This window comes from Sinomicrobium kalidii (assembly GCF_021183825.1).
In the GTDB taxonomy this organism is placed as follows: Bacteria; Bacteroidota; Bacteroidia; order Flavobacteriales; family Flavobacteriaceae; genus Sinomicrobium; species Sinomicrobium kalidii.
On the sequence record NZ_CP089211.1, the window covers coordinates 2630486 to 2656588 of the forward strand.

Here is a 26103-nt window from a genome sequence, read left to right on the forward strand (position 1 = left end):
AACTTCATCTTTTAAAATCTTTAAACAGTATGCCTACTACACGTCCCAATGGTAGTTTATATACCAAGACCGAAGGCAATGTGGCCATAGTGGAATTCGGACATCCTGCCGGGAATTCGCTTCCGCTTGAATTGCTGGAGCGTTTAAAAAATGAATTCGATGCACTTTCCGGAAGGGAGGATGTACATATTATTGTATTGAAAAGCGAGGGAGAGAAAGCATTTTGTGCCGGAGCATCCTTTAATGAACTTGTGGCAGTTGCTTCACCGGAAGAGGGTAAAGCTTTTTTCAGTGGTTTTGCAGGAGTGATCAATGCCATGCGGAAATGCCATAAACTTATTGTGGGAAGGGTGCAGGGAAAAACAGTTGGCGGTGGTGTAGGACTGTCGGCAGCTTGTGATTATGTGCTGGCAACCGAGGCAGCCTCGGTCAAGCTGTCTGAGCTTACGGTGGGTATAGGCCCCTTTGTCATTGCGCCTGCCGTAGAACGGAAAATGGGAAAGGCGGCACTGGCAGAACTCACCCTGGCGCCCGAGCAATGGAAAAGTGCCTACTGGGCCAAGGAAAAAGGCCTGTATGCACGGGTTTTTGATCGTATAAGTGAGTTGGATAAGGAAGTGGCTGTATTTACTGAAAAACTGGCTTCCTACAATCCCGAAGCCCTTGCGGAAATGAAAAGAATTTTGTGGGAAGGGACTTCGCACTGGGACGAACTGTTGCGTACCAGGGCGGAAGTGTCTGGCAAGCTGGTCCTTTCGGAATTTACGCGGAGAGCATTGGAGAGGTTCGGAAAATAACAGTATATCTCGATACCCTAAAAAAGCTGCTGTGAAACAATATATAGCACATATGGCCCTGTTGGTTTCGGATTATGACGAAGCCATTCGGTTCTACACGGAAAAACTGGATTTTACACTGGTGGAAGATACCCGGCTGAGCGATGCGAAACGATGGGTGCTGGTCCGCCCGCCCGGGGAAAAAGGATGTTGTTTGCTACTGGCAAAGGCAGACGGAGCGAAACAGGAGCAATGTGTAGGGAACCAGACCGGGGGGCGCGTTTTCCTGTTTTTGTATACGGACGATTTTCAAAGGGATTATCGGAAAATGAAAGAAAGGGGGGTGAGTTTTGTGCGTCCTCCCAAGGAAGAAGCGTACGGGACTGTTGCTGTTTTTGAGGACCTTTACGGTAATTTGTGGGACCTTCTGGAACCGCGGTAATCCGATATTGTTTAAAATGAAAAAAGGTTGTCATAAACAGAGACAACCTTTTTACAGCTTTAACGCGCTTTTTGAGTAAATAAAAACTAACCTAACTAACTAAAACCTAAAACTAAAGCCTGTATATACGCCGAATGAGTACGGCCTGAAACCGCCGTTGTCATCGGAGAATGTATTCAATTGATATTTAAACATGGGCTCTACCTGGAGGAGGAGCTTGTCCAGTAAAAGATAGTCTACGCCCACCCCCACGTTTGTACTGAAATTTACGCTGTTTATATTATTGGCTTCCCCGAGTTCGGTAGCGAGGGATTCTGACTTCAGCAACACCGAGTTATCCGTAAGGAATAGCGAACTGAGCCCGCCAATGAGGTTAAGACCCAGCCTCTGGTCCACGATCCTGTATTTTACTTCCATGGGAACTTCGATATACCCGAATTCCTGTAACATAAGGCCTTCCTGCGGAGCAAAACTGGAGGCTACCTCTTCCCGGGCAGGAGTCGGAGGGGCGTCATTGGCGTTGGCCACATACAACCCGCCTGCCTTGTCCGATTTCGGTGAATAATTGATATTGTTCAGTGCCCGGGCCTCGAAATCGGGGGCAAAAGAGATGTCGTTCGTATTGTATCCGTAGTTTACCCTGTTTATTCCGGAGCGCAGGCTTACCCTGTTACTTACCTGGTAAGCGACATTGACACCATAGCTGAGGTTAACCTCACCTGACTTGGAATTGCTTTTAAACTCAGGATCAATTGGCGACCCGCCGCTGAGCGAATTGTAATATACCGGGGCAACGTTGGGGTTTATGCTCCATTTTTTAGTGCCTTTCCCCTGTTTTAAGGCCAGTTCCTTTTCCTTATCAGTTTCATTTTCCATTTCTGCAATGGCTTCCAGCAAGGATTTTTTGTTTTCTTCTTTCTTGCTGTTCTCCGTTGTATTATCCTGTCGGGTTTCTAAGCTATTGTTCGTAACCGTATTGTGGTCCTGTTGAGCCACACGACTGTGTGGCTTTACGTTTGTCGTATTGTTATTGCTATCCTGCCGGACCACTGGATTAGTATCGGTAATCGTATTACCGTCTTGTTGAGTCCCACGGCCGCGGGACTTTACGTCTCCAGGATCATTATTGTCATCCTGCTGAACCGCGAGGCTATTATTGGTAGTCGTACTGCGATCCTGTTGAGACGCAGGGCCGTGCGTCTTTACGGGTTGTGAAGGAGTAGTGGCTTTGTCCTCTTCCCTTCCGGAGTCCGCAGGTTCTGTAGATACCAATGGGTCGCTATCTTCCGTAACCTGGTCTTTTTCCCGGGAAGTTTCTTTTTCCCCGGCAGGTACGTTATGGTCTTTTACGACCTTCTCGATAGGGTCACCGGGTGTGTCTGCAGAATCTGTAGGCAGGAAATTCAGCCCTGCGGTAAGCAGCAGGGCAATGACGGCGGCAATTCCGCCCAGGCGCCACCAGAGTACGGGAACGGTTTTTTTCCGCCTGTCTGCAATGCCGGCCGCTTCATCTGAAGCGTTATCCAGTTTAGCCTCAATACCGGACCACAAATCCCGTTCAGGGAAAACTTCAAAGTCCTTGAATTTTTCCTGGAACAGTCTGTCTATGTTTTTTTTGTTGCCCATTATGTTATAGTGACTTCACTTTTTTTTTACGATGGTCTTCTTCGATATGTGATTTCAGGATCACCCTCGCCCTGGACAGGTTGGACTTTGATGTACCTTCGGAAATCCCCAGCATTTCGGAAATTTCCTTATGTGAATATCCGTCCATTACATAGAGGTTGAACGTGAGCCTGTATTTGTCCGGGAGTCTTTGTATGATCCCGAGCAGGTAATCCAGGCTGATATCCTCATCCTCTATTTCCGCTTCCACTTCATCTTCTATTTCTTCCGAAACAATGTTAAAGACCTTTTCCTTTCGGTATTTCTGGAGTACGGTATTTACGGCTATCCGCCGTATCCATCCTTCAAAAGAACCTTTAAACCGGTACTGGTCAATTTTGTTAAATATAGCCATGAAGCTATCCTGCAGATTGTCTTCTGCCTCTGTCTGGTTCCGGGAGTATTTCAGGCAAATACTGTATAACTTACCGTTGAAAAGACGGTACAGCTGTTCTTGAGCCTTTCTGTCCCGGTCCTTGCACCGGCTTATGAGTTCTTCTAAACTCACCTATAGTTTCACGTTAGTTTTGGTTTACCCCCTGTAAAAACCCTTTATCCTGATTTAACAGTACAGGGGGTTCCGGTTAATTTGTTTGGTTTTATTCTTCTTCCTCTTTAACGGGGATGGTATACGTCAGGAATGTATATTCACCTTCGCTGTCCACTCCTGTAATAAAACGGAATTCGTATGTTTCATTGTACTGAACATCAAAAGCGAAATCGGCTTCCTTTACCACAGTCTGTGCACTGTCGCATTCCACCCCGTCCTGTGCCTGGGCAACGGCCCAGAATGTCCTTTTCTGGATGGTATCGCTGGCCTGGGTTTCATTACTAAAGTCAATGCCTACAAACTGATGGCACTTATTCGGTATGGAATAGGTGAAAGCTATAGTGTCAGTTTCCCCGTAAATCAATGTATCCGGAACATCCACACTTTCAATAGGTAAAGTGGTGTAATAAAAATTAGCCCCGTCGTCATTCAGACATCCGGAAAATGCTAATACCACAGTTAAAAACACGACTGCAATGCTTACTTTTTTCATGTTGCTTTTGTTTAATTTTAGGAGGTTTTGATGTTATTATTAATGTATTTATAGACGTGTTTATTGCTCTCGTTTTAATGTTTTTACTTTCTTTTACTGATAGAAAGATGTAGAGAGTGCAATATGGTTGCGTGAAGTATAAAAAAATCCCGCCCTTCGGTGTGGAGGACAGGATTTCAATACGATTAATATTTGTGATGCCTTACGCTTTAATGGCTTTCAGGGCTTCCTTGATCTTGCCTTCCAGTTCTTCCAGGAGTTCCGGGTTGTCTTCGAGGAGGAGTTTAACGGCATCCCGCCCTTGTCCGAGTTTGGTGTCTCCGTAACTGAACCAGGAACCACTCTTTTTAACGATCTCGTATTGTACACCCAGATCCAGGATTTCACCTACGCGAGAAATACCTTCTCCGTACATAATGTCAAATTCTGCGGCTTTAAACGGCGGTGCCACTTTGTTTTTTACCACTTTTACCTTGGTCTTGTTTCCCGCCACATCGCCGTTGCTGTCCTTGATCTGGGTAGATCTCCGGATGTCGAGGCGCACGGAAGCGTAGAACTTCAACGCATTTCCGCCGGTCGTGGTTTCGGGATTACCGAACATTACCCCGATCTTTTCCCGGAGCTGGTTGATAAAGATCACCGTACATTTGGTCTTGCTTATGCTCGCCGTAAGCTTCCGGAGGGCCTGGGACATCAACCGGGCGTGCAGTCCCATTTTGGAATCGCCCATTTCTCCTTCAATTTCGCTTTTCGGGGTCAGTGCGGCGACAGAATCGACAACAACGATATCTATGGCCCCCGAGCGGATAAGGTTGTCGGCTATTTCAAGGGCCTGTTCCCCGTGGTCGGGCTGGGAAATGATAAGGTTGTCCACATCCACACCGAGTTTCTTGGCATAAAACCGGTCGAAAGCATGTTCTGCATCAACAAAAGCTGCAATTCCCCCGGCTTTCTGTGCTTCTGCCATGGCATGAAGGGTGAGGGTGGTCTTACCCGACGATTCCGGACCGTATATCTCTATGACCCTGCCTTTGGGGTAACCGCCTACACCGAGGGCAATATCAAGGCCGATAGATCCCGTGGGAATGATTTCCACATCTTCCACTACATGGTCTCCCATCTTCATCACCGCCCCTTTTCCGTAGGTTTTGTCCAGCTTATCAAGGGTAAGCTTCAGGGCCTTTAGTTTTGCGTCTTTCTCTGAACTCATTGCTGCGTGTTTTCTAAAAAAATAATTCGTGCTAAAATACCATTTCTTTTTCAGAGTGGCAACGGGTATGGGGGTGTTGTTGGCGGGCATATTTATACGATTGACGGGGAACCTGTTGTTTTTACCATATACATGTGCTTTGCAGTGCTGTGAAAAAAAACTATTTTTGCAAAAATTTTTTGATTCTTTAACCTTAAAATTCGTATAGCATGCAACTGTACAATACTTTAAGCGCTAAGGAAAGGGCAGCACTCATTGAAAAGGCTGGTAAAGACCGCTTTACACTCTCTTTCTACAAGTACCATCACATTAAAAATCCGCAGATTTTCCGGAACCATATGTTCGTTACCTGGGACGAACTGGACGTTCTGGGGAGGATCTATATTGCGCGGGAAGGCATAAATGCACAACTGTCCGTTCCGGCAGATCACTTCAAGGCTTTTAAAAACCACCTGGACAGTATTACATTCCTGGAGAACGTAAGGCTCAACATTGCCATAGAGCAGGATAACAAATCCTTTCTGAAACTCAAGGTAAAAGTAAGGAACAAGATCGTGGCGGACGGCCTGGACGACGATACTTTTGATGTTACCGACAAAGGCACGCATGTAGACGCCGCTAAATTTAACGAACTCATCGATGACCCCGATACCATCCTGGTAGATATGCGCAACCACTACGAAAGTGAAATAGGCCATTTTAAAAATGCCGTTACACCGGATGTAGACACTTTCCGGGATTCCCTGCCTATCATAGAGGATGACCTGAAAGCACACAAGGAAGATAAAAAGCTGGTGATGTACTGTACCGGGGGAATTCGGTGCGAGAAAGCCAGTGCGTACTTCAAGCACAAAGGGTTTAAGGATGTGTATCAGCTGGAAGGCGGTATTATAGAATATACCCGGCAGGTCAAGGACAAAGAACTGGAAAATAAGTTTGTAGGTAAGAATTTTGTCTTTGACGAGCGGCGTGCCGAACGCATATCCGATGATGTCATAGCACATTGCCATCAATGCGGTAAGCCCTGCGATACTCATGTGAATTGCGCCAATGAAGGTTGCCATCTGCTCTTTATACAATGTGAGGAGTGCGCGGAGAAAATGAACGGGTGCTGTTCAGAAGCATGTATGGAAATTGTGGCATTGCCCTATGAAGAACAAAAAGCCTTGCGCAAGGGAAAATACAAGAGCAATAATATTTTTAAAAAAGGACGGTCTGAAGTGCTCAGATACAAGAGTTAAGGTGTCCGGTTGTGTTTAAAAATACCGGTTTTCAGGGAATGGTAAACCGGGGTATTTACAAGTCCGGTAAAGTAAAAAAACGTATCTTTACATTTTGTAAGGTGTAGATACACTTTGCCGTGAGATAATTAATTATGAACCCTTTACTGCATGTTTCCGGGAAAACACGTGAAAAATGCAGGTACAATATATATGAAATATGGGATGTAGCAGTTGTTCAACCGGTAAGGGAGGACAACCACGGGGATGTAAGAACAATGGTACATGCGGGACCGATGGTTGCAATAAGCTTACTGTTTTTGATTGGCTTTCCAATATGGCACTTCCCTCAGGTCAGCAATCTTTTGACTGTGTGGAAGTCCGCTTTAAAAATAGCAGAAAGGAATTTTTCAGGAATAGCGAGAAACTTTCACTCTCCATTGGAGATATCGTTGCTACCGAAGCAGCTTCCGGGCACGACGTGGGGATTGTTACCCTTACCGGCGAGTTGGTAAAGGTGCAGATGAAAAAAAAGAAGGCAGACTGGGAAGACCCGTCCCTGCCCAGGATATACCGCAAGGCCTCCCAGCGGGACATTGATGTGTGGACCAGTGTAAGGAACAAGGAGGAGGAAGTAAAGAAAAGGTCCCGTGAACTGGCAATAGCCCTGGGCCTTCAGATGAAAATCTCCGATATCGAATACCAGGGAGACGGCTCCAAGGCCACTTTCTACTACACCGCAGACGAGCGTGTAGACTTCAGGCAGCTTATTAAGGATATGGCGCGGGCCTTTAGCGTGCGTATAGAAATGCGGCAGATCGGTTTCCGGCAGGAAGCATCACGTCTCGGTGGTGTGGGGTCCTGTGGCAGGGAATTGTGTTGTTCCACCTGGCTTACCGATTTCCGGTCGGTCAATACCTCTTCGGCCAGGTATCAGCAACTGTCCCTCAATCCGCAAAAACTTGCCGGGCAATGCGGAAAACTCAAGTGTTGCCTTAACTACGAGCTCGATGCTTATCTCGATGCCCTTCAGGAATTTCCAAAGACAGATGTAAAACTATACACCAGGAAGGGAAAGGCCGTTTGCCAGAAAATAGATATTTTTAAGGGCTTTCTCTGGTATGCCTATGAAGAAAACAGTGCCAACTGGCATAAACTGATGCTGGACCAGGTTCATGAAATTATCGATAAGAACCAGGAGAATGTCAAGGTGGAGAGTCTGGAGGAATATGCCTCGGAAATCACCGATGAAAATACTAAACGGGAGTTTGAAAACGTTGTAGGACAAGACAGTCTTACCAGGTTCGATCAGCCAAAGAAGAAACGAAAGAACAAAAACCGAAAGAAGAGGAACCCCAAAAGGACCGCAAGAAAAAGAGGATAAATAAACAAAGACCGACGATTTAATCCTCATACCGGAAATTAAGATGATGTGAAGGGAAAAATGAATTTCCGGACGAGGCATTGTTGCAAGCAAAACCGTTAATTATAACAATGGGTAAGATCATCAGATCGTTTTTTTGGATGGGAAGTGTACTGCTACTGTCTTGTAATTCCAACAGTGTGTATTCCGATTACCAGGCACTCAGCAATTCCTGGAACAAAGAAAAAAGCGTGGATTTTACTTTCCAACCTCCCGATACCGTACAACCCTACAACATGTTTATTCATTTGCGAAACGATGAAAGCTATAAATTCAGCAACCTGTTTCTCATCGTCAACCTCAATTTTCCCGATGGCAGGGTAATTGCAGATACCCTGGAATACGAAATGGCCAGGCCTGACGGGGAATGGCTGGGGCAAGGAATTACCGACCTGAAGGAGAGTAAATTATGGTACAGGGAAAACGTTGTTTTTCCGGTGTCCGGAGATTATACCGTAAGTGTGAAACACGCCATGAGGGAAGTCGGGGAAGTAGAAGGGATAGGAGAACTGGAAGGCATCACTGATGTAGGGATTGAAATAACAAAACCGGAAAAAAAATAGAATAGTAGCAAAGTTGTGAAGTTATAGGGCTGTGATATAACCCGATAACTCCACAACCGAATAACCCGATAACTGAACAAGATGGGAAAAGCACCTGCCAAGAAAAATAAAAAACGAGGTTTTGGAACATATATCAAGTGGTTTTGGGGACTGTTTTTCGGAGCCGTTGCCCTGGTAGTACTGTTGTTTCTGTTGGCTTCCTGGGGAGCTTTCGGTACCATGCCAACGTTTGAAGTGCTCGAAAATCCGCAGACCAACCTCGCTACGGAGATCATTTCGGTCGATGGAAAAACACTCGGTAAATATTATCTGAATGATAACAGGACGCCCGTTTCGTATGATGAATTGCCGGACCATTTGATAAAGGCGTTGGTAGCGACCGAGGACGAACGTTTTTACAGTCATTCCGGTATAGATGCCCGGGGAACGTTGAGGGCGATTGTTTTCCTCGGTAGAAAGGGAGGAGCCAGTACGATTACCCAGCAATTGGCAAAACAACTGTTCACCGAGAGACCTTCACGCAACATTTTTGCTCGGGTTATGCAAAAAGTAAAAGAGTGGATAATTGCGGTCCGGTTAGAAAGACAATATACAAAGGAGGAAATCATTTCAATGTATTTCAATATCTATGGTTTTGGTTATATGGCCAGTGGAATAAACTCTGCATCCAGAACCTATTTCGGAAAGGAACCTCAGGACCTTAATATCCAGGAATCGGCCATGCTGGCGGGAATGTTTAAAAATTCATCCCTGTACGATCCCATAAAGCGCCCCGAATTAACAACACGAAGAAGGAATCTGGTATTCAGCCAGATGGAAAAGAACGACTTCATTACAGAAGAGGAAAAGGATTCATTGCAAAAGCTGCCCATAAAGCTTAATTTTAATATAGAGTCCCACAGAGAAGGACTGGCCACGTATTTCAGGATGTACCTCCAGGGCTTTTTGAAAGACTGGGCCAACGATCCCGAAAACCGGAAGCCCAATGGTGATAAATACAATATTTACCTGGACGGACTCAAAGTTTATACGACGATAGATTCCCGTATGCAACAATACGCTGAAGAAGCGGTAACGGAACACATGAAAAAGCTCCAGGCAGAATTTTTTCACCAGAATACGCCCGATCGGAATAAAACGGCTCCGTTTTTAGGACTTACCGAGGAAGAAATAGATGCTACGATGGAACGCGCCATGAAGCAATCGGAACGCTGGCGGAAAATGAAATACGACCTGGACAAATCTGAAAAGGAAATCCGGGAGTCCTTTGAGAAAAAGACCGAAATGACCGTTTTTTCCTGGGAGGGTGAAAAGGATACGGTCATGACCCCGATGGACTCTATCCGCTATTACAAGTCTTTCCTCCGTACGGGAATGATGTCCATGGAACCCCAAACCGGTCATGTGAGGGCCTGGGTAGGGGGGATAAATTACAAACACTTTCAATATGACCAGGTAAAACAGGGAGCCCGGCAATCGGGGTCGACATTTAAACCGTTCGTGTATGCCACTGCCATCGACCAGTTGCACATGTCGCCGTGCGACAGGCTTCCCGATGTGCAACACTGTATAGAGGCCAATAAATATGGGAACCTAAAGCCGTGGTGCCCCAAGAACTCCAGTGGCAAATACACCGGTAAAATGCTCACCCTCAAGGAAGCACTGGCAAATTCCGTAAACACGATCACTGCCACCCTGATCGACAAGGTAGGTCCCGTGCCGGTAGCCCAGCTAGTGCGAAACCTGGGGATAGAATCCGATATCCCCCCGGTGCCGTCTATAGCTCTCGGAACTCCCGATTTTACTGTTTATGAAATGGTGGGCGCCTACAGTACCTTTGCCAATCAGGGCGTATACGTGAAGCCGGTGATGATTACCCGTATCGAAGATAAGAACGGTACGGTACTGTTCGAATATGTTCCGGAGACAAAGGACGTTATGAGTGAAGAGGTTGCCTATACTACCGTTAAGCTCATGGAAGGGGTAACCCAGTCCGGTTCCGGAGTGCGGTTACGCAATAAATGGGCGGTCAATAATACGCTGTATAAAGAAATCATTACAGGTTATCCGTATGAATTTACTAACCCGATCGCCGGGAAGACAGGGACTACACAAAACCAGAGCGACGGTTGGTTTATGGGTATGGTGCCCAATCTCGTAACAGGAGTCTGGGTAGGAGGAGAAGACCGCGCCATCCATTTCAGGAGTATTTCATACGGGCAGGGAGCGAGTATGGCGCTTCCCATATGGGGGCTGTACATGAAAAAGTGTTACACCGATGAAGAACTGGGTGTTTCCAAAGGGGAGTTCAGGAAACCGGAAAACCTCTCTATCGAAATAGACTGTTCGAAAGTTGAAGACTCCGTTACACCGGAAGAAACCAACCTGGAAGAGATCGATTTCTAGGTGTTTTTAAATATTCGAAATACAAGCCGTCAAAACTGTCTTTTTTGTTAAATTATTCGTATTTTTCCCTGAAAAATTACGAAATGCTCATTGGACAGACGGTAAACCGGCCAATATGTGCTTAGGGCATTCCATCTGACCTATTGGAAACAAATAAAAATCACAGATGAAATGATAAATAAAAGGGTAGCTTCAGTTGCCGAAGCCCTGCATGGTGTCCGTGACGGGATGACCTTTATGCTCGGAGGTTTCGGTTTGTGCGGGATTCCCGAGAACAGTATAGCAGAACTGGTGCGTCTCGGTGTTAAGGGGATCACCTGTATATCCAACAATGCCGGAGTTGACGATTTCGGTCTCGGTCTTTTGCTTCAAAAGCACCAGATAAAAAAGATGATATCTTCCTATGTGGGCGAAAACGACGAATTTGAGCGGCAAATGCTCAGCGGGGAGCTCGAGGTGGAACTTACCCCTCAGGGGACCCTGGCGGAGAAATGCCGGGCTGCACAGGCCGGAATCCCCGCTTTTTTTACTCCCGCAGGCTATGGTACCGAAGTAGCTGAAGGAAAGGAAACCAGGGAATTCAACGGTAAAATGTATGTTATGGAAGAAGCCTTTCAGGCTGATTTTGCCATTGTAAAGGCCTGGAAAGGAGACGAAGCCGGAAACCTGATTTTCAAGGGAACAGCGAGGAATTTTAACCCCTGTATGTGCGGGGCAGCGAAAGTTACGGTGGCTGAAGTTGAAGACCTGGTCCCGGCCGGTGAACTCGACCCTAACCGGATTCATATTCCGGGAATCTTCGTGCAGCGGATATTTGAAGGGAAAAACTACGAGAAGCGAATAGAGCAGCGAACCGTGAGAGAAAAACAGTCTTAAATTTTCAACGATCCACGCATTATGTTAGACAAAAACGGTATAGCAAAACGAATAGCCAGGGAGGTCAGGGACGGGTATTATGTAAATCTCGGAATAGGTATACCCACCCTGGTGGCCAATTATGTCCCGGAGGGGATAGATGTTGAATTTCAAAGCGAAAACGGGGTGCTGGGCATGGGGCCGTTTCCGAATGAAGGCGAAGAGGATGCCGATCTGATCAATGCCGGAAAACAAACGATAACCACACTTCCCGGAGCCTCCTTTTTCGATTCTGCAATGAGTTTCGGGATGATACGCGGACAGCACGTCCACCTTACGATACTTGGTGCCATGGAAGTTGCCGACAACGGGGATATTGCCAACTGGAAGATACCCGGAAAAATGGTGAAAGGTATGGGGGGAGCAATGGACCTGGTAGCTTCGGCCGATAATATTATCGTAGCCATGATGCATACCAACAAGGCGGGGAAATCCAAGTTGCTTAAAAGTTGTACCCTGCCGTTAACAGGGGTGAATTGTGTAAGGAAAATAGTGACCAATCTCGCCGTGCTGGAAGTTACCGATCAGGGATTCAAACTGCTCGAACGTGCTCCGGGGGTGTCTGTTGATGAAATAAAACAGGCTACCGAAGGCCGTCTAATCGTGGAAGGGGATATCCCCGAAATGCAATTATAAATAATTGCTGGTTGAGACGCACGGCCGTGCGTCTCAAACGATGGATCCATTAATGATCTTATCCGAACAGATCGCTGATCACATCTTCTATTTTGGATACCACGGCCACCCGTATTTCCGGTTTTTTGATGGTGATCTTATTCTGTTTTGATACAAAAATGGTAGAAAAGCCCAGTTTTTCGGCTTCCATAATACGTTGGTCCACCCGTTGTACGGGGCGAATTTCCCCGGCAAGGCCTACCTCGGCGGCAAAACAGATGTTTTTTTCTATGGCAATATCTTCGTTGCTGGATAGTACGGCAGCTACAACAGCGAGGTCTATCGCAGGATCGTCCACCGAAATTCCCCCGGTGATATTCAAAAAGACATCTTTGGCCCCCAGCCGGAAACCGGCCCTTTTTTCCAATACTGCAAGGAGCATATTCAGCCGTTTAACGTTATATCCTGTGGTGCTGCGCTGTGGTGTGCCGTAAACCGCAGTGCTTACCAGTGCCTGGATTTCTATCATGAGTGGCCGTATCCCTTCCAGGGTGGCGGCAATGGCCGTTCCGCTCAGGGAGTCTTCATTCCGTGAAATGAGTATTTCCGAAGGATTGGCCACCTCGCGCAGACCGCTGCCCAGCATTTCGTAGATGCCCAGTTCTGCGGTAGACCCGAAACGGTTCTTTAAAGCCCTTAATATACGGTATACGTAATTGCGGTCGCCTTCAAACTGAAGTACAGTGTCTACCATATGTTCCAGTATCTTGGGGCCGGCAATGTTGCCTTCCTTGGTAATGTGTCCTATGAGGATCACCGGGATGTTGGTTTCCTTGGCAAACTTGATGAGCTCTGCCGTACATTCCTTGATTTGTGAAATACTTCCGGCAGAAGACTCGATGTAGTCGGAATGAAGGGTCTGTATGGAGTCAATAATAAGGATGTCGGGGGTTACGCTTTCAATTTGCTTAAAGATATTCTGGGTTTTGGTCTCCGTAAGGATATAACAGTTTTCGCTGTCCGGGTTTATGCGTTCCGCTCGCATTTTTATCTGGGCCTGGCTCTCCTCCCCGGAAACGTAAAGGGTTTTGTAGCGGAGTTGCAGCGCAATCTGGAGGAGCAGGGTGCTTTTTCCTATCCCCGGTTCACCCCCGAGCAAAATAACGGAGCCCGGCACAATGCCGCCACCCAATACACGGTTGAATTCATCGTCCCCGGAAGGCATCCGGTGCTCTTCGGTCCTGGAAATTTCGTTTATTTTAAGAGGTTTTACCGCCCTTTTGCTTTTCGCCGCGCCCTGTTTCCAGGTGTTTTTTTCTTCCTTCTGGATGACTTCCTCTACAATGGTATTCCATTCCCTGCACGAGGTGCATTGCCCCTGCCATTTGGCATATTGGGCTCCGCAATTCTGACAAAAATAGGAGGTCTTTACTTTAGCCATGTTAATCGGGTTCGGATATGGTATTTTCCCGGTCTAAAATAGGCATTATTTTTGGATCGCGTCTCTGAATCCTAATAATTGATGGCCTCGATCCGTTCCATGATAAGGTCCTTGTGAATAAAGTCGATTTCCTTCATCCCGAAAGCTTTTTTATAGGTCCGGGTCGCCTTTTTCAGGTCGCCGGTCTTTTCCAGGTGTTCCGCTTCGAAGAAATAGCCCAGCATGGTATCGGGAAATTCCTTTTTGGCAAGGTCGCTGAGTTGTTCCAGTGAGGCATAATCCTCTTTTTTAAGACTTGCGGCATAAATGGCCATAATATCGTTGAGGCTTACCTGTTTCCGGAAGCCGAAAAGGTTTTCTGCCCTTTCGTATTTTTTATTCAGGTATTCGATGACCGGTTCGTCCGAAGTAAGTATATTGTTTTTGTATTCATAAGGGGTAATGGGACGGAAAATGGTGAATATATCGTTCAGTGCCCTCGGAATAGCACAGGATGCGGCCGCATGACTGTCGGTATTCTCAAAGCTGTCGTAGAAATAGAACAGTTGATCGTTCTTTATGGCCTGCAGTGATGTGTTGAGGTTGTTGATACGCTTTACCTGGTCTTTGTCACCGTCCTCCCCGACGGCCATATAATAAAACTTCACCGTATTTATTGCAGCCAGCCGCTCTGAAAGGTGCTTGTCCAGGTTCGGCGCAAATTCCGGGTGAATGTCAATATAGGCATCGAACAAAGGCTTTTCCTTGAAGAGGTAATAATTTATAAAATTACCGGTAAAGCGGTGGCCCACAATCATTTTAAAGTTGGCCAGATTGTATTCGTTTGCTATGGAAGGCAGGAGTTCCATACCGATAAATTCGAAGAAATCGGCCCCCTTTCCTGCGGGAAATCCCCTTTTGCTGTCATAGGTGCAATCCTGTGTGGCATTAACTCCCTGGTCAATCCCTGCAATGATGCTTTCGGGCATTTGTCCGTTGGCGGCATAAAATTTTGAATTGGTCACCACCAGGTCAAAAAGATAGTCTGCATTGAGTACCAGGATCAGCGGATAAGGCCGGTCTTCCGAATAATTTTCCGGTATGTGTAACCGTATGTTTCTCGTTTCCTCCAGCAATTCCGATTCAAAAGGGATCGAGCGGGTCTGGGCGTAGGTGTTTGTTGTGATAAGGCATCCCAGCAGTATATAGCATAAGAGTTTCATATGTTGGAAGGTATAAAATGGTTTGGTGTATTATGGTTCATCCTGTTTTTTTCATTGAATTACAAATGAAAAATTCCGGGGATGTTGGGGGCACCACGGACTTATTCACCACTGAAAAACGTCATTCTGACATTTTTGCTATAGTGTTAAATGTCTTGTATGTAGGTAGTTTGGATTGATGGCAATATACTAAATATTACCATTATCTCAAATTGCGAATGAATTTTTAACGAAAAGACAATATGAGGAAATCAGTTATTTTTATTATAGAGGGGGAGAAGTAGAAATGACATAATACCCAGAAATACAATAACCGCGGTCTGGGATAACCATACGATCCACCCGAAGGAGGTCCCTACGGTATAGGCTACCCCATATAACAGGATGGCTTCTGCGATGAGAAAGGGATAAGTGCCGAAGCCCCCGTTTGTAAAGGCAATGGTAAACGACCCTACCACAAAAAGAGAAAGCGATTGTGAGAAAGTGATGGACTGTGTTTCTGGAAAAGCGTAGATGCAGATATGGAACATAAGCACATACATGAGCCAGATAAACAGGGTATGTGCAATGAACGCCCATTTCTTTTTCATGGAAAGTATGCTGAACACGCCCTCTTTGAGCCCTTTGATAAAATTCTTTATTTTTTCACCTATGGCGGAACGGGTCCGCCGGAGATAAATCCAGAAAAGGGCAGCGAGCAGGATTCCGGCAATTCCTAAGATGACCAGTTTTTCGGGATTGATGTTGTGGGTATTGAGCAGGCTCCACAAGGTATCGAATTGCAGGAAAAAAGCAATGAAAAGAATGCATACGGAAATAAAGAGGTCGGCAATGCGTTCTGCCACAATGGTGCCGAAGGCCTTTTCAAAAGGTACTTTGTCGTATTTGTTAATAACGACGGCCCGTGATACTTCTCCCGAACGCGGGATGGCAAAATTCAGCAGGTAACCGATACTGACCGCCATAAAACTGTTGGGAATCCTTGCCCTGTATCCCAGGGGCTCCAGCAGGTAATTCCAGCGATACGCCCTGGAAAAATGGCTCAGGATACCAAAAAACATGGAAATCCAGATGTAGAAGTAGTCGGCTTTGAGGAAATTCTGCTTCAGTTGCCTGAGCTGCTCCGGGCTGAACTTGGTATAGGTATACCAGATCAAAAAGATACCCAGGGCAAGCGGGAGTGCTATCTGAATGATGTTGGATAATTGCTTTTTCACTACTCGGTATGCCGTTTCGCGATCCCCGTTTCCGTATCCGGAGGCCGGAGCCATATTGTTTTTTGGGTGAGACCGGGTGTAGAAGCCGCCTGGTCGCCCTTATTTGAGAGAGTTGTCCTTTTCGTTGGGAAAAACCAATGAGGGTTTAAAGGATTTGGCTTCTTCGAAATCCATGGTACCGTACGAAATGATAATAACAACATCGCCCTTCTGGACTCTCCTGGCCGAAGGACCGTTCAGCGTAATTTCGCCGCTGCCGCGGTTTCCTTTAATGACATAGGTCTCCAGGCGTTCCCCGTTGTTGATGTTTACGATCTGTACTTTTTCTCCTTCAATAATATTGGCGGCTTCCATCAATGCTTCGTCTATAGTGATGCTGCCGATATAGTTGAGTTCGGCCCCGGTGACCGTAACCCTGTGTATCTTGGATTTAACTACTTGTATCTGCATGGTGCAAAGGTAATTATTAATTGGGAGTTATATGTTAAGAATTGTTAACCTGCCGGATTTCAGGAGTATATTTCGTTTGTCGTGTTGTGTGCATATGAGTTTGTTAACTAATTCAGGGCAATGTTGTCTATTAACCGGACATCACCAGCATAAACCGCAATAAACGCCCTGTATTTCCTGTTGTTGGTTTTTACATCTGCCGTCTGCAGGGTATCTGCATCGGCTATTTCCATATATTCCAGTTCAAATAACGGGTGTCTTTTAAATTGTTCTGTAACCCATTCCCTTACTTCTGTTGCACTTTCCGTGCCAAATTTTTCTTTGGCGGTTTGCAGGGTACGGTATATAAAACCACCTTCTTTTCGCTGCTCTTTTGTCAGGCGTTCGTTGCGGGAACTCATGGCCAGGCCGTTTTCTTCCCTTTCAATGGGGCATCCGTGTACCTGAACGGGCAGCTGGTGTTTTTTTACCAGTGTTTTTATAACCTGGAGCTGTTGGTAATCTTTTTCACCGAAGTAGGCATTGTGCGGTGCTACAATTTCAAAAAGGCGTTTTACAATGGTGCCTACACCGTCAAAATGGCCTTTCCTGTACCTGCCTTCCATCCGGAATTCGAGTCCGTCAAAATCAAAAGAGGCGGAAGAGACATCGCCGGTATAGATCTCTTCGACTTCCGGGGCAAAGATGATAATGTCCGGGACTACGGAGGTAAGCAGTTTAGTGTCGGCCTCCAGGTCTCGCGGGTATTTGTTCAGGTCCTCTTTGTTGTCAAACTGTGTAGGGTTTACAAAGATGCTTACCACTACCACGTTATTTTGTGCGGCAGCTTCTTTCACCAGGGAAAGATGGCCTTTGTGCAGGGCTCCCATAGTTGGCACGAGCCCTATGGTCCTGCCTTTATTTCTCAGTTGCAGCAGTTCTGCCCTAAGCGACTCCTTTGTGTGGAAAACAGCCATGGTTAAATAATTAACAGCCTGCAAATCTATGTATTTTAATGGAATTGAACATGCACGGGGTCAGGTATTCGATAAATTTTCAGGGAGAAAAGCCTTTTCCCGGCGCTTATTTAACTTTTGGAGGGTATTTCTTCCAAAAACCGGAAGGGTCTTATGCGATATAACTAAAAATCAGGGCAAAATGATGATTTTGCAGGGAATACAGGTGCGAGAAATAAGTGCGTTAGGCATATTTTTTGTATTTTTGCATGCTTTGGGAGTTTTTTGGAAAAAATAAACAGCTTCTTGGACAAAAGTTTTATTGTAAACAAAACAAATTTATGACTGATAAAAAAGTGTTATTTGTTGCCTCCGAAATGATACCCTATTTGCCGGAGAACGAAGTGTCTTCACTGGCATATGAAAATCCCAGAATGGTAAACGACAGGGGCGGGCAAATACGAATTTTTATGCCTCGGTTTGGAAATATTAACGAGAGAAGGCACCAACTGCACGAAGTGATACGCCTCTCCGGAATGAATCTGGTGATTAACGATATGGATATGCCGCTCATCATTAAGGTGGCATCGATCCCCAAAGAGCGGATACAGGTATATTTTATAGATAACGAGGAGTATTTTAAACGCAAGGCTACTTTCTCTGATGAAGACGGAAACCTTTTTCCGGACAATGACGAAAGGGCCATTTTTTTTGCCAAAGGAGTTGTTGAAACCGTCAAGAAACTGAACTGGTCTCCCGATATCATTCATGTTCATGGCTGGATGGCCGGTATGCTCCCGCTTTACCTGAAGAAATACTATGCAGACGAACCGTTGTTTGCCGAAAGTAAAATAGTGACTTCGGTGTACAACAAAGATTTTGACGGGACGTTAGATAAACAAATGATAGAGAAGGTGAAATTCGACGGTATTTCCGAAGGAGATGTTCATGCGCTGGAATCTCCGGATTATTCCAGTATCCTCAGGGTGGCCATAGACAATTCAGACGCCGTGGTGGTGGCTTCGGAAAACATACCTTCAGACCTGGAAGAATATTTGAAAAATGTAGATAAACCGGTATTGCCCTATGTCTCTATCTATGAGTTTGAAGATGCTTACGAAAAATTTTACGAAACAAAGGTTTTAGGTTAAATCAGGGTTGATAAAGTGATGTGACGAAGCTCCACCGCCTTCTGGGGCGGGTTTAAAGTACAGATCGGGACAAAGAGGAAATGTCTGCGGTTGCCGAGCGAAGTCGAGGCATCAGTCCAAAAAAATAAAGACAGAATGAAGAAAGCGTATTTTCGATTATACAAAGCAATACTGTTGACAAGCGGCATTGCTTTTTTTGCTTCCTGTGATAAGGATGTCAATACCATTGGTACTGATATTATAGGCGACGGAAATTTCGAAACCGATAGGGCGGAGTTTGATGTGTATGCCTATAACCGGAAACTGAATGCTGCGCAGACCAATGGTTTGTCATTATATCAGCTGGGTGTTTTTAACGATCCTATCTATGGAAAAACAGAAGCGGGCATAGTGTCGCAATTGTATTTGAACAATACAAATCCCACTTTCGGATTGGCCTCACAGGGACGGGAGGAAGAGTACGCAAACGATAATGATAACAGTACCACTCCCGAAAACGAAACCGTAACAAGAGTATATCTCAACATTCCTTTTTTCGGTAGTGTGGCCGATGGTGAAACCGAAAATAATGACGAAGGAGTTCCCGTGGCCAGGGAATACGACCTGGACTCCATTTATGGCAGCCAGGATGCCGAATTCAGATTGCGGGTTGAAGAACTTACATATTACCTCAGGGATCTCGATCCTTCAAGTGGTTTCCGCGAACGGCAGGAGTATTTTTCCGATAAGGATTTTTCTGCATATGCCGGGGCAATACTGTGTGATAGTGTAATAAAGATCGATAACCGGGAAATTTTGATCTACGGTGAAGAAGACGACCCCGATACCGAGGAAAACGAAGAGGAACAGGTAGAAACGAGACTGACTCCCAGGATACGGGTGGCGATGGACAGAAATATGGAATTTTTTCAGCAAATACTCGATAAGGAAGGGGAAAGCGAGCTGATAAGCAACAACAACTTCAGGGAGTTTATCAGGGGGCTCCGTTTTTCAGCTTCCGATTTCTCCGCGGACGCCATGATGCTCCTGGACTGGAACAATGCAAGTATAGAGGTGGAATACGAATATGACCGGGTAGATACCTCCAATGACAACGAAATAGTCAAAAACAGTTCTTCATTTACGATGAGCCTTGCGGCGTATACCATAAATTCGAATACGGGCGGGCGTGTCAGGAGAAATAACGTAGTGAACACCCTGGTTAACGACCCTTATCCGTCAGAGATTGAGGGAGAACTGGATACGGATACCAATGCTTCCCGGATTTATTTGAAAGGCGGTGCGGGGATCATGACGGAATTGCACCTGTTCGATCCTGTCGGAGACAAGACGGTATTGGAGGCCAACCAAGACAAAGGATGGATTATTAACGAAGCCAACCTTACGTTCTACGTTGACCGGGAAAAGCTGGATGCTCTGCAGAATGTGACCGAACCGTCCAGGATCTATGTCTATAACCTTGAAAATAACGAAGTGCTATTGGATGTGGAACTGGATTACACCAGTAATCAGGACAGTAATCTGTCCAAACAGATCTACGGAGGTATCCTTGAAAAAGAAGATGATAAGGGGGTACGTTATAAAATTAGGATAACAGAGCACATTAACCAGATATTAAATGAAGGAGCTGATAATGTAACGCTTGGCCTTTCTGTGACGTCCAATATCAACAACGTAAATAATGTATCTGCAGGAGGAGGTGAAAACGGGGATACGGAGTTGTATGTTCCTGAAGCGTCTGTAATAAATCCCCTGGGAACAATACTCTATGGAAGCGGAGACCTGGGAGAGGAAAATGAAGACAAACGCCTGAAGCTGGAAATATTCTATACTATGGTAGAGTAAACCCCGAATCTTAATAAAAAAAGCAGGAAAAAATGTGTGGAATCGTAGGTTATATTGGCCACCGGGAGGCCTATCCCGTGGTGATCAAGGGGCTTAAACGCCTGGAGTACAGAGGTTATGACAGTGCAGGTGTAGCACTTTATGACGGATCGGATATCCGGTTATCCAAGACCAAGGGAAAAGTGGCCGACCTGGAAGCCAAAGCCAAAAGCGGAATTGCCCTGGAAGGTACCCTTGGCATAGGCCATACCCGATGGGCCACCCACGGGGAGCCCAACGATGTGAATTCCCACCCGCACTATTCCAATTCCGGAGACCTTGTGATCATCCATAACGGGATCATTGAAAACTATGAACCGCTTCGCCGAGAGCTGACCAAAAGAGGATACACCTTTACCTCCGATACGGATACCGAAGTATTGGTGAACCTGATCGAAGATGTAAAGAAGAACCACGACCTGAAGCTGGGCAAAGCCGTTCAGATCGCCCTGAACCAGGTGCACGGAGCGTATGCCATTGTGGTTTTTGACCGGACCAAGCCCAAACTTGTGGCGGCCAAGCTGGGCAGTCCGCTGGCCATCGGTATCGGTGAAGATGAATTTTTCGTGGCTTCGGATGCCTCCCCCTTTATCGAATATACCAACAATGCCATATACCTGGAAGATGAGGAAATGGCCATTTTAAGAAGAGGCAAGACGGTCAAGGTCAGAAAGATAAAAGACGACTCGCTGGTAGACCCCTATGTGCAGGAACTACAACTCAACCTGGAACAGATCGAAAAGGGCGGCTATGCCCATTTTATGCTGAAGGAGATCTACGAACAGCCCCAGGCGATACGGGATACCTACCGCGGGCGGTTACGTGTGGACGAAGGCCTTATAAAGATGGCAGGGATGGAGGACAACCTGGAGAAGTTCCTCCGTGCCGACCGGATACTGATAGCGGCCTGCGGGACCTCGTGGCATGCAGGGCTGGTGGCGGAGTATATCTTCGAAGACCTGGCCCGGATACCCGTAGAGGTAGAGTATGCCTCAGAATTCCGGTATCGCAACCCTGTCATTACCGAACGGGATGTGCTGATCGTGATCTCACAGTCGGGAGAAACGGCCGATACGCTGGCGGCAATAAAGCTGGCCAGGGAGAAAGGCGCTTTTGTGTTCGGGGTATGTAATGTAGTGGGCTCGTCGATCGCGCGGGAAGCCCATGCGGGAGCTTATACGCATGCCGGACCCGAGATCGGAGTGGCTCGACCAAGGCCTTTACCACCCAGATCACGGTACTGACATTGATGGCCCTGAAGCTGGCCTCGGCTAAAGGGACGATCTCCAGGACGGCATTGCAGCGTTACCTGACCGAAATGGAAGCGATCCCTGTAAAGGTAGCGGAGTGTTTAAAGAATGACGATCATGTAAAATATATTTCCTCGTTGTATAAGGAAGCCCCTAACTGCCTTTACCTGGGCAGGGGGTATAATTTCCCGGTAGCTTTGGAGGGGGCGCTGAAATTAAAGGAGATATCGTATATCCATGCAGAGGGGTATCCTGCTGCGGAAATGAAACACGGTCCCATCGCCCTGATCGACGAACAAATGCCCGTGGTGATCATAGCCACGAAGAACGGGCATTATGAAAAGGTGGTGAGCAACATCCAGGAGATCAAGTCCAGGAAAGGGAAGATCATTGCGGTGGTTATGGAAGGGGATACGACGGTGAGGGAGCTGGCCGACCATGTGATAGAGATCCCGGAAACTACGGACGCCCTGAGCCCGCTTATAACGACCATACCGTTACAGTTACTGAGTTACCATATTGCGGTGATGCGTGGCTGTAATGTAGACCAGCCGCGGAACCTGGCCAAATCGGTCACGGTGGAGTAAATATAAAATCGTATAAGTATAAGGAAATAAAAATTCCCGTTAAGGTTTCTGAAATATTTTTCGGTGTCCCGGCGGGAATTTTTTATAAAGGGTGCCCTCCTATTCGGTGTTCTTGTCAAGCCGGTCATTTAATTTTTTCAGAAGGATTTCAGATTCCCTCCGGAATGTTCTTATGGCGGGCAGGTGGTTTTTATATATCAGGGTGTAATGATAGGCTACTTTATTCCTGTATTCCTGGCTTGCAAAATACCCCATGTCCTCTTTTTTTAATTTCCCCTGCGTTAAGGAAGCGAACCAGGGGTAAGTATCCCGCCAAAAAACGAGATTTTCAAAAATATCTTTGGATATTTCGTCGTTAATGGGTTCAATCCGGTTAATTAAACTGTTGTAGAAAGCCACAATGTCAAAGATCAGGGAGTCCTTGTGGTTAAGGGTAAGGTCCTTATATTCATTTAATTGATGAAATCCCCTTTTGTTGATGCGGAGTAATCGTCGTTCGGTGATTAGGTAAGGACAGAGTTCACAGGCTGAAATTTCATCTTTTGTAAAGATGTTCTCCGCTATCTTGAGAAATACCGGTTCCCTTTCGGTGTAAAAATTCAGTATCTTATTGGTTGCCGTAGTATCTTGTTTGAGGTCGGCGATAATAATGGCGAAAATTCCGTTTATTACTTTTTCCTGTTGCTTTTTTGTATTTCGGTTATTTATGGAAACAGCTACCAGTATACCAATCACTATCAATACGATTTCTCCTATAGCATAGCTCAGATAGCTTTTGATCTTATTCTTTTTCAATAGTTTTTGTTTTAGCTTGCGGAACATTTACCGATTGGTTTTTCCGGATGAAATTTACCTCAATGGACGTTTTCTTCCAATTCCAAAAATAAAAAAATAAACTTCTGTTTATGAGGTGAAAAGACAACTTTGCGTAGTTGGGATCTAATTTGTTATTTTGCCGTGTGTCAAGGTAGATGTATGTTTCAAGGGACGGCAAATGACAATAGATTATAAAGGTATTCCTGTTTTTTATGAAGAAAAGGGCAAAGGTCCTGTTGTAGTGCTTCTGCATGGCTTCCTGGAAAGTTCTGCCATGTGGAGCGGTCTTGTTCCGGAACTGTCCCGGAAAAACAGGGTCATCGCCATAGACCTTCCCGGCCACGGGAAAACCGGATGCCTGGGCTATGTACATACTATGGAAATGATGGCCGGGGTGGTGGAAGAAGTATTAAGGCGGCTGAGGGTGCGAAAGTCTGTTCTTATCGGGCATTCCATGGGAGGCTATGTGGCACTTGCCTTTGCTGAAAAACATCCGGATGCTGTAAAGGGACTGGCGCTGCTTAATTCCACGGCCCGCGCAGACGATACTGTAAGGAAACAAAACCGGGACCGTGCCATTGCTGCGGTTAAAAAAGATCACAAAACCTTTATACGGATGGCCGTTACAAATCTCTTCAGGCCGAAAAACCGTAAGATATTCCGTGAAGAAATACGAGAGGTCAAGGCAGAGGCGCTCAAAACCCCCGTGCAGGGTATTGTGGCAGCCCTTGAAGGAATGAAAATCCGGGAGGACAGGGAAGTGTTGTTGCATTTTACACCCTACAGGAAAATGATGATTCTCGGGCGAAAGGACCCTGTGCTCGGTTTTAATGACCTTATGGACCAGGCACGCGCTGCGGAAATTGCAATATTTGAAGTTTCCGGAGGTCATATGAGCCATATTGAGAATAAAAAAGAGGTTTTACATGCAATATGTTGGTTTTTAAAGAAATAGGGCCGATTTTTTTGATATTTGATTCAGAAAATAGTATATTCGGGGTCGTTAAACCAAAACTACCCAAACCTATGCGTATAAAGTCTAATAAATCAGTTTTTTCCATGGCCCGAATGCTCTGTTTTATCTTCGGACATCGATTTCGAGTAACCAGAGAAGTAACCTCTCATATTAAAGAATATCAATGCACTTGCTGCCGAGCCGAAGTAACCGTGAATGACGAAGGTCACCTTACCTCGCTGACCAGTCAGTTAAAAGAAATCAACGAAACCCTGGCCGAATTGCATCAGAAAAAGCAGCACTCCAACTCTGCTGCCTGAACTGAAGTTATTACTCTTCTTTCAGGGCGTTCCATCCACGCGCTTTGAGCGGGATTTTCGTATTTGCCCTGGTAATGAGGTGCATGCCTTCGTCCTTCCCGGTCATATGGCCTATAACGGTGAGATGAGGATTTCCCTTGACCTTCGGATAGTCGTCCTGCGAAATTGTAAAAAGCAGTTCATAATCTTCTCCTCCACTAAGGGCAACCATGGTACTGTTAATTTCGAATTCCTCACAGGTAGTGATTACCTGGGGGTCCAGGGGGATTTTGTCTTCATACAAATTGCACCCTGTTCCGGATTGTGTGCTCAGGTGGATGATTTCCGAAGAAAGGCCATCCGAAATGTCGATCATGGAGGTGGGTTTTACCCCGAGTTTTTTCAGAAGTCCGGGGATATCTTTCCGGGCCTCCGGTTTTAGTTGGCGCTCTACAATATAGGTGTACATCGATAGGTCCGGCTGGTTATTCGGGTTTACCTTGAACACTTCTTTTTCCCGTTCCAATACCTGTAACCCCATATAGGCCCCGCCGATATCGCCCGTTACCACAAGCAGGTCGTTGGGTTTGGCTCCGTTGCGGTACACAAGGTCCTCTTCATCGGCCTCACCTAAGGCAGTTATCGAAATGAGCAATCCTTTGCCGGAAGAAGTAGTGTCGCCGCCTACCATGTCTACATTGTATAGCTTACACGCCAAGGCTATACCGGCATACAGTTCCTCAAGAGCCTCCAGGGGAAAGCGATTGGAAACTGCTATGGATACGGTAATCTGTGTGGCCGTGGCATTCATGGCGTAGATGTCCGATAAATTGACCATAACGGCTTTGTACCCCAGATGCTTTAAAGGCATATAAGCAAGGTCAAAATGGACGCCTTCAACCAGCAGGTCGTTGGACACCACTACTTTTTTGTTTTTAAAATCCAGAATGGCTGCGTCGTCCCCTACGCCTTTTACGGTAGATTTCCGGGTGATCTCAAAATCTTTGGTAAGGTGTTCTATAAGTCCGAATTCACCGAGTTCGGACAGGGAAGTTCGTTGCGGATTTTTATCTTCTATCATGCTGCAAAGGTAGGAGTTTTTGAAAGATATTAATGTGAGGCGTAAGGTTATAATGAAAACTACAGGCGAACAATAACCCCGATCGTGCAGATATGTTGTTTTTTATGATGTTATGTAATAAATTTCCCTTATACTGTCATCAACGTAATTGCTGTGTAAATAGTTTATTAAGTCTATTATAGTTACTATCTTTGCATTGCAATTAAGGATCAAACCATAACAAACCATGATAAAAGTTTCAGATACAGCGAGACGGAAGGTTGTGGAGCTTATGACCGAAGAAGGTTATGATGCTTCCAGTGACTTCGTGCGCGTTGGCGTAAAAAGCGGCGGATGCAGCGGTTTATCTTATGAATTGAAGTTCGATAAACTGCAGAGCGAAGAGGATAAAGTGTTTGAAGATAATGCTGTGCGTATTCTGGTGGATAAAAAGAGTTTTTTGTACCTGGTAGGAACTACACTGGAATATTCGGGAGGACTGAACGGAAAAGGTTTTGTGTTTAACAACCCGAATGCACAGCGTACCTGCGGATGCGGGGAGAGTTTTTCGCTATAGC

24 protein-coding genes and 1 pseudogene are annotated in these 26103 nt (G+C 45.9%); 14 read left to right on the forward strand and 11 right to left on the reverse strand.

Annotation, left to right across the window (positions count from 1 at the left end; genetic code table 11):
• Positions 1–29 precede the first annotated feature (29 nt).
• Together LS482_RS10475 and LS482_RS10480 are read left to right on the forward strand one after the other, a co-directional pair.
• Entirely contained in the window at positions 30–797 is a 768-nt protein-coding gene (locus LS482_RS10475) for an enoyl-CoA hydratase/isomerase family protein (RefSeq protein WP_233031740.1), read from the forward strand.
• A 31-nt stretch (positions 798–828) separates the two neighbouring features.
• Positions 829–1218: a VOC family protein gene (locus LS482_RS10480; RefSeq protein WP_233031741.1), complete on the forward strand. Its 390-nt coding sequence runs from the start codon at positions 829–831 to the stop codon at positions 1216–1218.
• Positions 1219–1317: 99 nt separating this feature from the next.
• Here LS482_RS10480 and LS482_RS10485 read toward each other — a convergent pair whose 3' ends face one another.
• The 4 genes from LS482_RS10485 to recA form a co-directional block, all read right to left on the reverse strand.
• Positions 1318–2844 carry an outer membrane beta-barrel protein gene (locus LS482_RS10485; RefSeq protein WP_233031742.1) on the reverse strand — a complete coding sequence of 509 codons (1527 nt, stop codon included), beginning with the start codon at positions 2842–2844 and terminating at the stop codon, positions 1318–1320.
• 4 nt (positions 2845–2848) lie between these two features.
• Positions 2849–3391, reverse strand: a complete 543-nt coding sequence (locus tag LS482_RS10490) for an RNA polymerase sigma factor (protein ID WP_233031743.1) — start codon at positions 3389–3391, stop codon at positions 2849–2851.
• 91 nt (positions 3392–3482) lie between these two features.
• Entirely contained in the window at positions 3483–3926 is a 444-nt protein-coding gene (locus LS482_RS10495; RefSeq protein WP_233031744.1) for a hypothetical protein, read from the reverse strand.
• A gap of 202 nt (positions 3927–4128) precedes the next feature.
• On the reverse strand, positions 4129–5136 hold the full coding sequence (gene recA / locus LS482_RS10500) for a recombinase RecA (protein ID WP_233031745.1): 1008 nt from the start codon (positions 5134–5136) through the stop codon (positions 4129–4131).
• Positions 5137–5345: 209 nt separating this feature from the next.
• On the opposite strand from recA, the gene trhO reads away from it, so the two are divergent.
• The 6 genes from trhO to LS482_RS10530 all read left to right on the forward strand — a co-directional run bounded on the left by trhO (position 5346) and on the right by LS482_RS10530 (position 12299).
• Complete coding sequence (gene trhO / locus LS482_RS10505) at positions 5346–6377, forward strand: oxygen-dependent tRNA uridine(34) hydroxylase TrhO (RefSeq protein ID WP_233031746.1); 1032 nt, start codon at positions 5346–5348, stop codon at positions 6375–6377.
• A 199-nt stretch (positions 6378–6576) separates the two neighbouring features.
• Positions 6577–7740: a PSP1 domain-containing protein gene (locus tag LS482_RS10510; RefSeq protein ID WP_233031747.1), complete on the forward strand. Its 1164-nt coding sequence runs from the start codon at positions 6577–6579 to the stop codon at positions 7738–7740.
• 110 nt (positions 7741–7850) lie between these two features.
• On the forward strand, positions 7851–8342 hold the full coding sequence (locus LS482_RS10515; RefSeq protein ID WP_233031748.1) for a gliding motility lipoprotein GldH: 492 nt from the start codon (positions 7851–7853) through the stop codon (positions 8340–8342).
• Between the two features lie 81 nt (positions 8343–8423).
• Positions 8424–10748 (forward strand): penicillin-binding protein 1A, encoded by a 2325-nt coding sequence (locus LS482_RS10520; RefSeq protein WP_233031749.1) that lies wholly within the window; start codon positions 8424–8426, stop codon positions 10746–10748.
• A gap of 171 nt (positions 10749–10919) precedes the next feature.
• Positions 10920–11624 (forward strand): CoA transferase subunit A, encoded by a 705-nt coding sequence (locus tag LS482_RS10525; RefSeq protein WP_233031750.1) that lies wholly within the window; start codon positions 10920–10922, stop codon positions 11622–11624.
• A gap of 21 nt (positions 11625–11645) precedes the next feature.
• Positions 11646–12299 carry a CoA transferase subunit B gene (locus tag LS482_RS10530; protein ID WP_233031751.1) on the forward strand — a complete coding sequence of 218 codons (654 nt, stop codon included), beginning with the start codon at positions 11646–11648 and terminating at the stop codon, positions 12297–12299.
• A gap of 58 nt (positions 12300–12357) precedes the next feature.
• Here LS482_RS10530 and radA read toward each other — a convergent pair whose 3' ends face one another.
• From radA to panC, 5 genes are all read right to left on the reverse strand, one after another.
• On the reverse strand, positions 12358–13719 hold the full coding sequence (gene radA, locus LS482_RS10535; protein ID WP_233031752.1) for a DNA repair protein RadA: 1362 nt from the start codon (positions 13717–13719) through the stop codon (positions 12358–12360).
• A gap of 71 nt (positions 13720–13790) precedes the next feature.
• The gene (locus tag LS482_RS10540) at positions 13791–14921 is read right to left on the reverse strand and encodes an alpha/beta hydrolase (protein WP_233031753.1); all 1131 of its coding nucleotides are present in this window, start codon (positions 14919–14921) and stop codon (positions 13791–13793) included.
• A gap of 251 nt (positions 14922–15172) precedes the next feature.
• Positions 15173–16192, reverse strand: a complete 1020-nt coding sequence (locus tag LS482_RS10545) for a lysylphosphatidylglycerol synthase transmembrane domain-containing protein (RefSeq protein WP_233031754.1) — start codon at positions 16190–16192, stop codon at positions 15173–15175.
• A gap of 45 nt (positions 16193–16237) precedes the next feature.
• Positions 16238–16588 (reverse strand): aspartate 1-decarboxylase, encoded by a 351-nt coding sequence (gene panD / locus LS482_RS10550; protein WP_233031755.1) that lies wholly within the window; start codon positions 16586–16588, stop codon positions 16238–16240.
• A gap of 107 nt (positions 16589–16695) precedes the next feature.
• Positions 16696–17544, reverse strand: a complete 849-nt coding sequence (panC, locus tag LS482_RS10555; protein ID WP_233031756.1) for a pantoate--beta-alanine ligase — start codon at positions 17542–17544, stop codon at positions 16696–16698.
• Between the two features lie 320 nt (positions 17545–17864).
• On the opposite strand from panC, the gene LS482_RS10560 reads away from it, so the two are divergent.
• The 3 genes and pseudogenes from LS482_RS10560 (at position 17865) to glmS (ending at position 22395) form a co-directional block, all read left to right on the forward strand.
• Entirely contained in the window at positions 17865–18674 is an 810-nt protein-coding gene (locus tag LS482_RS10560; RefSeq protein WP_233031757.1) for a glycogen/starch synthase, read from the forward strand.
• Positions 18675–18809: 135 nt separating this feature from the next.
• A complete protein-coding gene (bamH, locus tag LS482_RS10565; RefSeq protein WP_233031758.1) occupies positions 18810–20519 on the forward strand; it encodes a BamH family beta-barrel-assembly machinery protein in 1710 nt (569 codons plus the stop codon).
• A 32-nt stretch (positions 20520–20551) separates the two neighbouring features.
• Positions 20552–22395 (forward strand): annotated as a pseudogene (glmS, locus tag LS482_RS10570) (glutamine--fructose-6-phosphate transaminase (isomerizing)).
• Between the two features lie 99 nt (positions 22396–22494).
• On the opposite strand, the gene LS482_RS10575 reads toward glmS, so the two are convergent.
• Positions 22495–23217 (reverse strand): DUF6090 family protein, encoded by a 723-nt coding sequence (locus LS482_RS10575; protein ID WP_233031759.1) that lies wholly within the window; start codon positions 23215–23217, stop codon positions 22495–22497.
• 172 nt (positions 23218–23389) lie between these two features.
• On the opposite strand from LS482_RS10575, the gene LS482_RS10580 reads away from it, so the two are divergent.
• Together LS482_RS10580 and LS482_RS21860 are read left to right on the forward strand one after the other, a co-directional pair.
• Positions 23390–24166 carry an alpha/beta fold hydrolase gene (locus tag LS482_RS10580; protein WP_233031760.1) on the forward strand — a complete coding sequence of 259 codons (777 nt, stop codon included), beginning with the start codon at positions 23390–23392 and terminating at the stop codon, positions 24164–24166.
• A 113-nt stretch (positions 24167–24279) separates the two neighbouring features.
• Positions 24280–24486 carry a DUF1660 family phage protein gene (locus LS482_RS21860; protein ID WP_496560026.1) on the forward strand — a complete coding sequence of 69 codons (207 nt, stop codon included), beginning with the start codon at positions 24280–24282 and terminating at the stop codon, positions 24484–24486.
• A gap of 10 nt (positions 24487–24496) precedes the next feature.
• Here the strand turns inward: LS482_RS21860 and thiL are convergent, their stop codons facing one another.
• The gene (gene thiL / locus LS482_RS10585) at positions 24497–25546 is read right to left on the reverse strand and encodes a thiamine-phosphate kinase (protein WP_233031761.1); all 1050 of its coding nucleotides are present in this window, start codon (positions 25544–25546) and stop codon (positions 24497–24499) included.
• 226 nt (positions 25547–25772) lie between these two features.
• Between thiL and LS482_RS10590 the strand changes: the two genes are divergently transcribed.
• Positions 25773–26102 carry a HesB/IscA family protein gene (locus LS482_RS10590; protein ID WP_233031762.1) on the forward strand — a complete coding sequence of 110 codons (330 nt, stop codon included), beginning with the start codon at positions 25773–25775 and terminating at the stop codon, positions 26100–26102.
• Position 26103 lies beyond the last annotated feature (1 nt).